This window comes from Nocardia sp. NPDC003269 (genome assembly GCF_042888005.1).
In the GTDB taxonomy this organism is placed as follows: domain Bacteria; phylum Actinomycetota; class Actinomycetes; order Mycobacteriales; family Mycobacteriaceae; genus Nocardia.
Window position 1 is genome coordinate 101318 of sequence record NZ_JBIAPA010000007.1, and the last position, 12974, is coordinate 114291.

Genomic DNA, 12974 nt, shown 5'->3' on the forward strand with positions numbered 1-12974 from the left:
GCCGGCATACGGTCGCGCCCCCGCCTCGCGCTCCGCGACCCGGCGGTACCAGCACATTCTCAGCATTCCGCGAACGCGCTGGTCGCGCGGCCGTGCCGAGCCACCCGCCGGACCCTCGGAAAGTCCCCGCGCAGGTGAACGGTGACGCGGGAGCTAGACTCTTGCCGCACACCGAAGACCGGCGAGAATCGTGGGACCCCGACAGCTTGCCGCACCCCGATGACGGCGAGACCCGGGGCAGCGGCGGAAACATTGTCGCCCACCCGACGACCGGCAGAATCGCGGAGAGGCGAATGTAGCGTGAGTACCGTCTACGACTGTGCTGAATCGGCGTCTCGGGCCGCGGGCCTCACCGCCGCCACCAGCGCGCTGAAATCCGGTCGGCTGGTCGTGATGCCCACCGATACGCTGTACGGCCTCGCGGCCGACGCGTTCGATTCCGACGCGGTCGGCTCGCTGCTGGCGGCCAAGCGCCGCGGTCGCGACATGCCCGTCCCCGTGCTCGTCGGGTCGTGGCACACCATCGATGGACTGGTGTTCTCGGTGCGCCCGCAGGCGCGCGAGCTGATCCGGGCGTTCTGGCCGGGTGCGCTGAGCCTGGTCGTGCAGGCCGCGCCCTCGCTGGCCTGGGACCTGGGCGATACCCGCGGCACGGTGATGCTGCGGATGCCGCTGCATCCGGTGGCGCTGGAACTGCTGCGTGAGGTCGGCCCGCTGGCCGTGTCGAGCGCCAATGTGTCGGGGCAGCCCCCGGCCAGCACCGTCGAGCAGGCGCGCGAGCAGCTGGGTTCGCTGGCGAGTGTGTATCTCGACGGTGGCCCGGCCGAGCACGCGCTGGCCTCCACGATCGTCGATCTGACCGCGGATCAGCCGCGGGTGTTGCGGGAAGGTGCGGTGGCGGTGGCCGATATCGCGGAGGTCCTCGGCATGGCGCCGGATGCCCTGAGCAGCCCCGCGCAGCGGTGATCGCACGCATCCGATGAGCACGGTCGTTCCCCTGCGCGAGCTGGTGCTCGTGCTGCTCGTCTCCGCCACGGTGACCTTTCTGGCCACCGGCGGCATCCGGGTACTCGCCATCGCGTTCGGCGCGGTCGCGATTCCGCGTGAGCGCGATGTGCACGTGACGCCGATTCCGCGGATGGGCGGTGTCGGCATGTATGTCGGCGTGGTCGCCGCGGTCTTGTTCGCACACCAATTGCCCGCACTGCGGCGCGGTTTCGACTACGCGCCCGATATTCCGGCGGTGCTGGTCGCGGCGACCATCATCGTGCTGGTCGGCATCGTCGACGACCGCTGGGGCCTGGACGCGCTCACCAAATTCGCCGGGCAGGTGACCGCCGCGGGCGTGATGGCCGTGATGGGCCTGAGCTGGTATGTGATCTACGACCCGTTCAACGACACCACCGTCGTCCTCGACGCGCTGCAGGGCGGCCTGGTGACGGTGGGCATCACCGTCACGCTGGTGAACGCGATGAACTTCGTCGACGGCCTGGACGGCCTCGCCGCCGGCCTCGGCTTGATCTGCGCTGGCGCCGTTTTCGTGTTCTCCGTCGGTTTGCTCTACGACCAGGGCGGTTCGGTCGACACCTATCCGCCCGCGTTGCTGGCCGCCGCGCTGGCCGGCGCGTGCCTCGGATTTCTGCCGCACAATTTCTCGCCGGCCCGAATCTTCATGGGCGATTCCGGCTCGATGATGATCGGATTGATGCTGGCCGCGGTTTCCACCGGCGCCTCCGGCCGAATTCCGCTGCAGGGCTACGGCCCGCGCGACATTGTGGGTTTGCTCTCGCCGCTGCTGTTGGTGGGTGCGGTGATGTTCATTCCGGTGCTCGATCTGTTGCTGGCGATCGTGCGCCGCGTGCGCGCCGGGGTGAGTTTCTCCACACCGGACAAAATGCATCTTCATCACCGATTGCTACAGATCGGACATTCTCAGCGACGCGTTGTGCTGTTGATCTATTTGTGGGTCGGCGTGCTCGCCTTCGGCGCGGTCGGTACCTCGCTGATGGATCGGCGGCTGGTGGTGCTGCTGGTGGCGGGTGGATTGGTGTTCGCCCTGGTAGTGACCGCGATCCCATCGATGCGCCGGGTGGAGTCGGCCAACCACTGAGAAGTGGCCGAAGGTAAAGTACCGGCCGTGAGCTTTACTCCGAACCCCGTGCCAGGCCCCGACGCCCCCCTGCGCACCGCGCTGCGCTACGGCCTGATCGGGCTCGGTGTCCTCGTGGTCGTCTCGGTGGCGATCGGCACCGCGGTGGCCGGGATGCCGGGCCTGTGGGGCGCGCTGCTCGGCGCGGCCATCGGTGGCGGATTCATCCTCACCACCGTGGTGGCCGTGCTGCTCGGCGCCAAGCTGCCGCCGAGCACGGCGGGCCTGGTCATGCTGGTCAGCTGGGTCGGCAAGCTGCTGATCGCGCTGGTGATCGTCGGTGTGCTCAACCAGTTCGACTTCTACAGCAGGCCCACGCTGTTCTTCACCGTGGTCGGCGCCCTGCTGATCGTGCTCGGCGCCGAGACGTACGGCGTTGTGAGCGTGAAGGTTCCGTATGTCACGACACGCGCGGGAGACGACGAAACGGCTTCCGAGCAGGAATAATCCCACCCAGCTACACACTGTCGTAGATAGCTTGGTAAAGTGTTGGTAAGCAAGCACCCAAGCTGGAGGCGCTGCCCAGGATGACTCGGGGCAATGCCTCGGGTTACCAGGGGGGATCGCCAAGATCCTGCCCGGTGCCGCTATGCTTACTGCCGATCCGGGTGGAATGTGCCCGGTTGAAGCATGTCGACGATGTCGCCGACGCCCGAACAGAAGCCGATACGCGTTACACCGTACGAGCAACTGTCGAATTTCGAGCCGACCAGAGTCGACCCCATTGATCGTCAATGTCCGATCGAACCGCGGGAATGACCGTCGTACCCGCGGCCCGAACACGGGAGAGAACGCTGAGCGTCATCACTTTGGCGGCGGGCGAGTTCCACGCGCCATCGCTGTCCGACTTCTTCCCTCCAGCAGTGCTGTTCGAGGGTACGCCGTTCGAACTCGACCGCCTGATGCTGATCCGGCTGCTGATGACCGCCGTTGTGGTGCTCGTCTTCGTGCTGGCTTTCCGCTCGCCGAAGATCGTGCCCCGCGGCCTGCAGAACGTGATGGAAACCGCCGTGGTTTTCGTCAAGGAGCAGATCGCCGACGAGGTACTCGGCAAGGAAACCGGTAAGCGGTTCCTCCCGCTGATCGCGACGATCTTCTTCACGGTTCTGTTCCTGAACTTCTCCAGCATTGTTCCGTTCCTGAACATCTCGTCGAATGCACGAGTCGGCATGCCGCTGGTGCTGGCGGCGATCGCCTACATCGCGTTCAACTACGTGGGTATCCGCAAGTACGGCTTCTTCAAGTACATGCGGTCGAGCATCGTCGTTCCCGATGTGCCGCCCGCGCTGCACGTGCTGCTGATCCCGATCGAGTTCGTCTCGACCTTCATCCTGCGGCCGTTCACGCTGACCGTCCGACTCATGGCCAACATGCTGGCGGGCCACATCATGCTGGTGCTGTTCTTCAGCGCCACCTGGTTCTTCCTCTTCGATGCCACCGCGTGGATGAAGGTCTTCACGCCCTTCTCGCTGCTGGCAGGCATCGGCTTCACGCTGTTCGAGCTGCTGGTCATCTTCCTGCAGGCGTATGTCTTCGCCCTGCTGACCGCGGTGTACATCAGCCTCGCGCAGCACGCCGCCGACCACTGACCTGAATCCACACCAGTACTGCCAAACCTGCTACACACGCCGACCGGCGGGTGAGCAACAGAAAGGGAAAGAAGACTCATGAGCCTCGCTTACCTGGCCCAGGAAGCCGCGACCACCGAGAGCACCTTCAAGGGCTTCGGCGCCATCGGCTACGGTCTCGCCGCGATCGGCCCCGGCATCGGCGTGGGTATCGTCGTCGGTAAGGCCATCGAGGGCTTCGCCCGTCAGCCCGAGCTGGCCGGCCAGATCCGGACCAACATGTTCCTCGGTATCGCGTTCACCGAGGCCCTGGCGCTGATCGGCCTCGTCGCCGGCTTCATCTTCTGATTCCGATGCGCGAACTCATCACGCTCGCTGCCGAAGGGGGAGAGGATGTGAATCCTCTCATTCCCGAAACGTACGACATCGTCTGGTCGATCGTCTGCGTCGCCATCATCGGCGTGCTCTTCTGGAAATACGTGATCCCGCGTGTGACCAAGACACTCGATGAGCGTGCCGACAAGATCGAAGGCGGTATCGCCAGGGCCGCAGCCGCTCAGGAAGAGGCACAGCAGACGCTGCAGCAGTACCAGCAGCAGCTTGCCGACGCCCGGCTCGAGGCCGCACGTATCCGCGAGGATGCGCGCACCCAGGGTCAGCAGATCCTCGCGCAGATGCGCGCGGACGCCCAGGCCGAAAGCGACCGTATCGTCGCCGCCGGTCACTCCCAGCTGGAAGCCCAGCGCCAGCAGATCCTGACCGAGCTGCGCTCCGAGGTCGGCCGCACGGCTGTCGACCTGGCCGAGAAGATCATCGGCCAGTCTGTCTCGGACGAGGCCAAGCAGGCGGCGTCGATCGACAAGTTCCTCAGCGAACTCGACGACACCACCGCCATCGGGGCCGGAAGGTAACGACGCGAAAGTGAGAAGCATGTACGCAGCGAGCCGCGAGGCCAGCTCCCGGTCTCGGGAGGCGCTTCGGGCCGCTCTGACCGGAAGCGAAACTGTTGCGGCCACAACGGGGTCGGAACTGTTCGCCGTTGTCGCCGTGCTGGACGACCAGCGTTCGCTGCGTGTGGCGCTCGCGGACGTGTCGGTGCCGGGTTCGGCGCGCGCTGAACTCAGTGAGCGGATCTTCGGCGGCAAGGTCAGCGCTGCCACGCAGGCAGTGCTGACCACCGCGGTGGCCCAGAACTGGTCGCGCACCCGCGATCTGGTCGACACCCTGGTGCTGCTCGGGCAGGAGGCTCTGCTGGAGTCCGCTGCCGACGGCGGCCGGCTGGAAGCGGTGGAGGACGAGCTGTTCCGGCTCGGTCGCATCATCGCCGACAACCCGGAGCTGGAGCAGGCACTGTCCGATCAGGGCAAGCCCGCCGCGGCGCGGCGGGTGCTGATCGAGCGGCTGCTGACCGGCAAGGCCGAGCCGATCACCCTGACGCTGGCCGAGCAGGCGGTGACCCGACTGCGGACCAACAACATCGGCGTCGCCTTCGGCGCCCTGTCCGATCTGGCGGCGGCCCGTCGTGACCAGATCGTCGCCCACGCGCATGCCGCGGTCGAACTGTCGGATCAGCAGAAGGAGAAGCTCTCGGCTTCCCTGCAGCGGATCTACGGCAAGGCGGTCACCGTGCACGTGCAGGTCGACCCGACGCTGCTGAGCGGCGTCGTCGTGCGCGTCGGAGACGACGTCATCGACGGCAGCGCCACCGGCCGACTGGAGAAGCTGCGCCGGGCGCTGTCCTAGCCAGCAGCTCTACTCCAACCCCCGACATTCGAGACCACAGCGAGAGCAGGAACAACATGGCGGAGCTGACGATCTCCTCCGACGAGATCCGTAGCGCGATCGAGAGCTACACCCAGAGCTACACCCCGGAAACCTCCATCGAAGAAGTCGGCCTCGTGACCGACACCGGCGACGGCATCGCGCACGTCAGCGGTCTGCCTTCGGCGATGGCCAACGAGCTGCTCGAGTTCCCGGGCGGCGTCCTGGGCGTCGCGCTGAACCTCGAGGACACCGAGATCGGTGCCGTCATCCTCGGCGAGTACGCCTCGCTGGAAGAGGGCCAGCAGGTCCGCCGCACCGGCGACGTGCTGTCGGTTCCCGTCGGTGACAAGTTCCTCGGTCGCGTCGTCAACCCGCTCGGCCAGGCCATCGACGGCCTCGGCGAGATCGAGGCCGACGACCGCCGCGTGCTGGAGCTGCAGGCCGCGACCGTGCTGGAGCGTCAGCCGGTCGAGGAGCCGCTGGCCACCGGTATCACCGCGATCGACGCGCTGACCGCCATCGGCCGCGGCCAGCGTCAGCTGATCATCGGCGACCGCAAGACCGGCAAGACCGCCGTCGCCGTCGACGCGATCCTGAACCAGAAGGCGAACTGGGAGTCGGGCGACCCCAGCAAGCAGGTTCGTTGCATCTACGTCGCGATCGGCCAGAAGGGCTCCACCATCGCGGGCGTCAAGACCGCGCTCGAGGAGCACGGCGCGATGGAGTACACCACCATCGTCGCGGCCCCGGCCTCCGACTCCGCCGGCTTCAAGTGGCTGGCCCCCTACACCGGCTCGGCCATCGGCCAGCACTGGATGTACCAGGGCAAGCACGTCCTGATCGTGTTCGACGACCTGACCAAGCAGGCCGAGGCGTACCGCGCCATCTCGCTGCTGCTGCGTCGTCCGCCGGGCCGCGAGGCGTACCCCGGTGACGTCTTCTACCTGCACTCCCGTCTGCTGGAGCGTTGCGCGAAGCTGTCCGACGAGATGGGCGGCGGCTCGATGACCGGTCTGCCGATCATCGAGACCAAGGCCAACGACGTCTCGGCGTTCATCCCGACCAACGTCATCTCCATCACCGACGGCCAGGTCTTCCTCGAGTCCGACCTGTTCAACAAGGGTGTCCGCCCGGCGATCAACGTCGGTACCTCGGTCTCCCGTGTCGGTGGCGCCGCCCAGACCAAGGCCATGAAGAAGGTCGCCGGTTCGCTGCGTCTGGAAATGGCGCAGTACCGCGAGCTGGAGGCGTTCTCCGCCTTCGCCTCCGACCTGGATGCCGCCTCGCTGGCGCAGCTGGAGCGCGGTGCCCGCTGGGTGGAGCTGCTCAAGCAGAACCAGTACTCCCCGGTCGCCGTCGAGGATCAGGTCGTCTCGATCTACCTGGTCGACGCCGGCTACTACGACTCGGTGCCGGTCGGCGACGTGCGTCGCTTCACCGCCGAGCTGCTGGAGCACCTGCACAGCGCGACCCAGTCGTCCTTCGACGCGCTCGAGGGTGGCCGCAAGCCGCTCGACGGCGAGGCCGCCGACGCGATCAAGTCGGAGACCGACAAGTTCAAGGAGGGCTTCCTGGCCTCCGACGGCAGCCGTGTCGTGAACGAGGCCGCGGCCGGCGATCTGGACCACGAAGAGGTCGAGTCGCTGTCGGTCACCCGCAAGCACGTCGACAAGTAAGCCGGGCAGGACTGATGTCGGCAATTACCGATCTGGCGAATGAAGGGAGTGTGAACCGCTAGTGGCAAGTTTGCGCGAATTGCGCTCCCGCATTCGTGGTGTGAATTCGATCAAGAAGATCACCAAGGCTCAGGAACTGATCGCGACCTCGCGAATTTCCAAGGCCCAGGCCAGGGTCGCGGCGGCCAAGCCGTACGCCGAGGAGATCACCAAGGTCCTCGGCGAGCTCGCGAGCGCTTCGAAGAACCTGTCGCACCCGCTGCTGACCGAGCGTCCCAACGCTCGTCGGGCCGCTGTCCTGGTGATCACCAGCGACAGCGGTATGTGCGGTGGCTACAACTCGAACGTGCTCAAGCGCGCCGAGGAGCTCATGACCACCCTGCGTGGCGACGGCAAGGAGCCGGTGCTGTACGTGATGGGCAACAAGGGCCTCACGTACTACAAGTTCCGCAACCGTCCGTTCCAGGCGTCGTGGACCGGCTTCTCCCAGCAGCCGAAGTACACCGACGCGTCGGCCGCGTGCCAGCACCTGGTCGAGGCGTTCATGGCCGGCTCCGACAGCGAGGTGCCCTCGCTGGACGGCCAGGGCACCATCGCGGGCGTCGACGAACTGCACATCGTGTACACCAAGTTCGTCTCGATGCTGACCCAGAACCCGGAGGTGCGCCGCCTGGCGCCGATCCAGGTGAGCTTCGTGGACGAGAAGTTCGAGCTCGGCGAGGACATCGTCTCGGATTCGCCGAACGCGGTGGTCACGGCGCAGTACGAATTCGAGCCGGACGCCGATGTGCTGCTGGGCGCGCTGCTGCCCAAGTACGTCAACACGCGTATCTACGCATCGTTGCTCGAGGCAGCGGCATCCGAGTCCGCGGCTCGGCGCACCGCAATGAAGGCGGCGACCGATAACGCCAACGAGCTGGCCAGTGTGCTCCAGCGCGAGGCGAACTCGGTGCGTCAGGCCCAGATCACGCAGGAAATCAGCGAAATCGTCGGCGGCGTGAACGCGCTGGCGTCGAGCTCGGACCGCGACTAGAAGCGCAGGAAGAGAACCAATCTAATGACCGCAGCTGTCACTCAGGACAACGCGAGCAAGGCGGGCGCAACCGCCGGCCGCGTCGTCCGTGTCATCGGCCCCGTCGTGGACGTCGAGTTCCCGCGTGGCGCCATCCCCGAGCTGTTCAACGCTCTCAACGCCGACATCAAGCTCGCGTCGGTGGCCAAGACCCTGACCCTCGAGGTCGCCCAGCACCTCGGTGACAACATCGTGCGCACCATCTCGATGCAGCCCACCGACGGTCTGGTCCGTGGCGCCACCGTCACCGACTCGGGCAAGCCGATCTCGGTGCCCGTCGGCGACATCGTCAAGGGCCACGTGTTCAACGCCCTCGGCGACTGCCTCGACTCGCCCGGCCTCGGCCGCGACGGCGAGCAGTGGGGCATCCACCGCAAGCCCCCGAGCTTCGACCAGCTCGAGGGTAAGACCGAGATGCTGGAGACCGGCGTCAAGGTCATCGACCTGCTGACCCCGTACGTCAAGGGCGGCAAGATCGGTCTGTTCGGTGGTGCCGGTGTCGGCAAGACCGTTCTGATCCAGGAGATGATCACCCGTATCGCTCGCGAGTTCTCCGGCACCTCGGTGTTCGCGGGTGTCGGTGAGCGTACCCGTGAGGGCACCGACCTCCACCTGGAAATGGAAGAGATGGGCGTCCTCCAGGACACCGCCCTCGTCTTCGGCCAGATGGACGAGCCGCCGGGCACGCGTATGCGCGTGGCCCTGTCCGCGCTGACCATGGCGGAGTACTTCCGCGATGTCCAGCACCAGGACGTGCTGCTCTTCATCGACAACATCTTCCGTTTCACCCAGGCCGGTTCCGAGGTCTCGACCCTGCTGGGTCGTATGCCCTCCGCCGTGGGTTACCAGCCGACGCTGGCGGACGAGATGGGTGAGCTCCAGGAGCGCATCACCTCGACCCGTGGTCGCTCGATCACCTCGCTGCAGGCGATCTACGTCCCCGCCGACGACTACACCGACCCGGCGCCGGCGACCACCTTCGCCCACCTGGACGCGACGACCGAGCTCTCCCGCCCGATCTCGCAGAAGGGCATCTACCCGGCCGTCGACCCGCTGACCTCGACCTCTCGTATCCTCGAGGCCTCGATCGTCGGCGACCGTCACTTCCGGGTGGCCAACGAGGTCAAGCGGATCCTGCAGAAGTACAAGGAACTGCAGGACATCATCGCCATCCTCGGTATGGACGAGCTCTCCGAAGAGGACAAGGTCCTCGTCGGCCGCGCCCGTCGTCTGGAGAAGTTCCTCGGCCAGAACTTCATCGTGGCCGAGAAGTTCACCGGTCAGCCGGGCTCGGTCGTGCCGCTGGAGCAGACCATCGACGACTTCGATCGCGTCTGCAAGGGCGAGTTCGACCACTTCCCGGAGCAGGCGTTCAACTCCTGCGGTGGTCTCGACGACGTCGAGGCCGCTGCGAAGAAGATCGCCGGGAAGTAGTCCACCATGGCGGAAATGACAGTTGATCTCGTCGCCGTCGAACGCAAGCTCTGGTCCGGCCAGGCGACGTTCGTCAGCGCGCAGACCACCGAAGGTCAGATCGGCATCATGGCCGGCCACGAGCCGCTGCTGGGTCAGCTCGTCGAGGGCGGCACGGTGACCATCGTGTCGACCGACGGCGATCGGATCGTGGCCGCGGTGCACGGCGGCTTCTTCTCGGTCACCGCCGACACCGTGCGGGTGCTGGCCGAGTCCGCGGAACTCGCGGGTGAGGTCGACGTCGACGCGGCACGCAAGGTGCTGGCCGACGCGAGCGCCACCGAGGTGGAGCTGCGCGTGGCGCAGGGCCAGGTGCGCGCGGTCGAGGCGACCGTGACTGCCTGATCTGTTCCCCGAACACCACACTGTCGGCGACGAACTCCGGTTCGTCGCCGACAGTGCTGTTTTCGGCGGTAATTCCGATCCCGCCGAAGTGGCCCGCGACGGGCGTGATTGAATGGCGACGGGGGTGTCTTCGACACCAGCTGAGCGAAAGGGCGTACGGCATTGCAAACCGGGATGGTTCTGCTGATCATTCTGGTGCTGACGCTCGTGTTCGTAGCAGGTGCATCGACCTACCGGCTGGTGATGCTGCGCCGGGGCGGCACGGCCGCGCTGCTGCGGGTATTGCCCGCGCGCGGCGGCCAGGGCTGGCGGCACGGTCTCATCCGCTACGACGAGGATCGCCTCGTCTTCTTCAAATTGACCAGCCTCAAGTTCGGTCCGGACAGCACCGTGCACCGGCAGGGCCTCGAGATCGTCGAACGCCGCGCGCCCCAGGGCGACGAATTCGACATCATGAGCGAGGACATCGTGGTGGTAGCCGTCACCGATCCGCACAACAGCTTCGAGCTCGCGCTCGACCGCGGATCGATGGCGGCTTTTCTGTCCTGGATGGAGTCCCGCCCGTCCGATCGCGCGCGCCGCACCCGAGGAGGCCAGCCGTGAGCGTCCACCTCACCCGGATCTACACCCGCACCGGTGACGACGGCACCACCGGCCTGAGCGATTTCTCCCGGGTGCCCAAGACCGATCCCCGCCTGGTCGCCTACGCCGACTGCGACGAGGCCAACGCGGCGCTCGGCGTGGCCGTCGCGCTCGGCGCGCCGGAGCCCGAGGTGCTCGCGGTCCTGCGCCAGGTCCAGAACGATCTGTTCGACGCGGGCGCCGACCTGTCGACGCCGGTCGTCGCCGAGCCGAAGTACCCGCCGCTGCGCATCACCCAGCCCTACATCGATCGGCTGGAGAAGTGGTGTGACGAGTTCAACGAGGGTCTGGCACCGCTGAATTCGTTCATCCTGCCCGGCGGCACGCCGATTGCCGCACTGTTGCACACGGCACGCACCGTGGTGCGACGCGCCGAGCGGTCGGCGTGGGCCGCGGTCGAGGCACACCCCGACGACACCAGCGTGTTGCCTGCCAAATACCTCAATCGCCTGTCGGACCTGCTGTTCATCCTGAGCCGCGCGACCAATCCCGAGGGCGACGTGCTGTGGCAGCCGGGCGGCGGAGCCGAGCGCTGAAAGCGACTCGGTGGCGCCAGGATCGGTCGGTTTGGCGTCGGGGGGCGTGTCGCCGGGCAACGGTCGATAAGCTGGCGGGGTGAGCGAACGGTTTCTGGTCTCCGGCGGTAATCAGCTCGTCGGCGAGGTCGCGGTCGGCGGCGCGAAGAACAGCGTGCTGAAGCTGATGGCCGCCGCTTTGCTGGCCGAGGGTACGACCACCATCACCAACTGCCCGGACATCCTCGATGTCCCGCTGATGGCCGAGGTGCTGCGCGGCCTCGGCTGCGACGTGACGATCTCCGACGACGAGAGCGGGGACCGCTCGGTCTGCACGATCGTCACCCCGCCGGAGCCCAAGTACCACGCCGACTTCCCGGCGGTGACCCAGTTCCGCGCCTCGGTGTGTGTGCTCGGTCCGCTGATGGCGCGCTGTAAGCGCGCGGTCGTCGCGCTGCCCGGCGGTGACGCGATCGGTTCGCGTCCGCTGGACATGCACCAGCAGGGCCTGCGCCTGCTCGGCGCGACCAGCGAGATCGAGCACGGTTGCGTCGTCGCCCGCGCCGACGAGCTGCAGGGCGCGCGCATCCGCCTCGACTTCCCGTCCGTCGGCGCGACCGAGAACATCCTGATGGCCGCGGTGCTGGCCGAGGGGGAGACGGTCATCGACAACGCGGCGCGCGAGCCCGACATCGTCGACCTGTGCAACATGCTGGTGCAGATGGGCGCGCGGATCGAGGGCGCCGGTTCCTCGGTGCTCACCGTGCAGGGCGTGAAGAGCCTGTCGCCGACCACCCACCGCGTGATCGGTGACCGCATCGTCGCCGCCACCTGGGGTATCGCCGCGGCGATGACCACCGGCGATGTCCGGGTCACCGGGGTCAACCCGAAGCACCTGGCCCTGGTGCTGGACAAGCTGCGCTCGGCAGGCGCGCGGATCTCCTACGAGCCCAACGGTTTCCGCGTCGTGCAGCCGGAGCGCCCGCGCGCGGTGAACTTCGCGACGCTGCCGTTCCCCGGGTTCCCGACCGACCTGCAGCCGATGGCCATCGGCCTGGCCGCCATCGCCGACGGCACGTCGATGATCACCGAGAACGTCTTCGAGGCGCGGTTCCGCTTCGTCGAGGAGATGATCCGGCTCGGCGCCGATGCCCGCACCGATGGTCATCACGCGGTGGTCCGCGGTATCCCGCGGCTGTCCAGCGCGCCGGTCTGGTCCTCCGACATCCGCGCCGGCGCCGGTCTCGTACTGGCCGGTCTGGTCGCCGACGGTGTCACCGAAGTGCACGACGTCTTCCACATCGACCGCGGCTACCCGAAGTTCGTCGAGCAGATGCAGGCGCTCGGCGGCCGGGTCGAGCGCGTCGATACGCCGAAATAGCCTGTCTGACCAGGCGATTTGACTTCGCGTTCGTCGGTGCGTAACTTTATTCGAGTCAGAGCGACGCGGTGACGCAGAGCGCCTGATTGATCATCTAGCCAGACTCACTCCTTCCGAATTTGCTTCGGTTGGGTTGGCTGCGCTAGGTTGGAACAGTTGCCCTGCTGAAGCCCCTACGAAATGTTGTGGGTGGATGCTTGTGCGTGTGTTCTTTGAGAACTCAATAGTGTGTCGATGAATGTCAGTGCCAATATTATTATTGGTTCCGCTTCTCATACCCCCCGGTTGGGAAGTGGACATTTTGAATGTCAGCAAACTTTTGCTGGTGTTCGGCATTGCTAGGTTTTCGGACTCTAGTTAGATATTTCTGATTACGCCTTCGGGTGTGA

Annotated in this window: 14 protein-coding genes; all 14 read left to right on the forward strand. The window is 66.4% G+C overall.

Going from position 1 to position 12974, the window contains the following annotated elements:
* Positions 1-300: 300 nt before the first annotated feature.
* The 14 genes from ACFYWJ_RS34165 (at position 301) to murA (ending at position 12585) form a co-directional block, all read left to right on the forward strand.
* Positions 301-966 carry an L-threonylcarbamoyladenylate synthase gene (locus ACFYWJ_RS34165; protein ID WP_355284646.1) on the forward strand — a complete coding sequence of 222 codons (666 nt, stop codon included), beginning with the start codon at positions 301-303 and terminating at the stop codon, positions 964-966.
* Between the two features lie 13 nt (positions 967-979).
* Positions 980-2110 carry an MraY family glycosyltransferase gene (locus ACFYWJ_RS34170; RefSeq protein WP_355284649.1) on the forward strand — a complete coding sequence of 377 codons (1131 nt, stop codon included), beginning with the start codon at positions 980-982 and terminating at the stop codon, positions 2108-2110.
* A 27-nt stretch (positions 2111-2137) separates the two neighbouring features.
* Positions 2138-2596, forward strand: a complete 459-nt coding sequence (locus ACFYWJ_RS34175; RefSeq protein WP_355284651.1) for a hypothetical protein — start codon at positions 2138-2140, stop codon at positions 2594-2596.
* 287 nt (positions 2597-2883) lie between these two features.
* Positions 2884-3738, forward strand: coding sequence for a F0F1 ATP synthase subunit A (atpB, locus tag ACFYWJ_RS34180; protein ID WP_255588549.1), 855 nt, complete (start codon positions 2884-2886; stop codon positions 3736-3738).
* A 78-nt stretch (positions 3739-3816) separates the two neighbouring features.
* Complete coding sequence (locus ACFYWJ_RS34185; protein WP_019045404.1) at positions 3817-4065, forward strand: ATP synthase F0 subunit C; 249 nt, start codon at positions 3817-3819, stop codon at positions 4063-4065.
* Positions 4066-4070: 5 nt separating this feature from the next.
* Positions 4071-4628 (forward strand): F0F1 ATP synthase subunit B, encoded by a 558-nt coding sequence (locus tag ACFYWJ_RS34190; protein WP_355284656.1) that lies wholly within the window; start codon positions 4071-4073, stop codon positions 4626-4628.
* 19 nt (positions 4629-4647) lie between these two features.
* Positions 4648-5460, forward strand: coding sequence for a F0F1 ATP synthase subunit delta (locus ACFYWJ_RS34195; protein ID WP_355284659.1), 813 nt, complete (start codon positions 4648-4650; stop codon positions 5458-5460).
* Positions 5461-5516: 56 nt separating this feature from the next.
* Positions 5517-7157, forward strand: a complete 1641-nt coding sequence (gene atpA, locus ACFYWJ_RS34200) for a F0F1 ATP synthase subunit alpha (protein WP_110041744.1) — start codon at positions 5517-5519, stop codon at positions 7155-7157.
* A 61-nt stretch (positions 7158-7218) separates the two neighbouring features.
* Entirely contained in the window at positions 7219-8190 is a 972-nt protein-coding gene (locus ACFYWJ_RS34205) for a F0F1 ATP synthase subunit gamma (RefSeq protein ID WP_355284662.1), read from the forward strand.
* 24 nt (positions 8191-8214) lie between these two features.
* The gene (gene atpD, locus ACFYWJ_RS34210) at positions 8215-9663 is read left to right on the forward strand and encodes a F0F1 ATP synthase subunit beta (protein ID WP_355284665.1); all 1449 of its coding nucleotides are present in this window, start codon (positions 8215-8217) and stop codon (positions 9661-9663) included.
* 6 nt (positions 9664-9669) lie between these two features.
* Positions 9670-10047 (forward strand): F0F1 ATP synthase subunit epsilon, encoded by a 378-nt coding sequence (locus ACFYWJ_RS34215; RefSeq protein WP_218721182.1) that lies wholly within the window; start codon positions 9670-9672, stop codon positions 10045-10047.
* Positions 10048-10221: 174 nt separating this feature from the next.
* The gene (locus ACFYWJ_RS34220) at positions 10222-10650 is read left to right on the forward strand and encodes a DUF2550 domain-containing protein (protein ID WP_355284668.1); all 429 of its coding nucleotides are present in this window, start codon (positions 10222-10224) and stop codon (positions 10648-10650) included.
* A complete protein-coding gene (locus ACFYWJ_RS34225; protein ID WP_355284671.1) occupies positions 10647-11225 on the forward strand; it encodes a cob(I)yrinic acid a,c-diamide adenosyltransferase in 579 nt (192 codons plus the stop codon). The genes ACFYWJ_RS34220 and ACFYWJ_RS34225 overlap by 4 nt, the downstream gene beginning before the upstream one ends.
* Before the next feature lie 79 nt (positions 11226-11304).
* Positions 11305-12585 (forward strand): UDP-N-acetylglucosamine 1-carboxyvinyltransferase, encoded by a 1281-nt coding sequence (gene murA / locus ACFYWJ_RS34230; protein ID WP_355284674.1) that lies wholly within the window; start codon positions 11305-11307, stop codon positions 12583-12585.
* Positions 12586-12974: the final 389 nt, after the last annotated feature.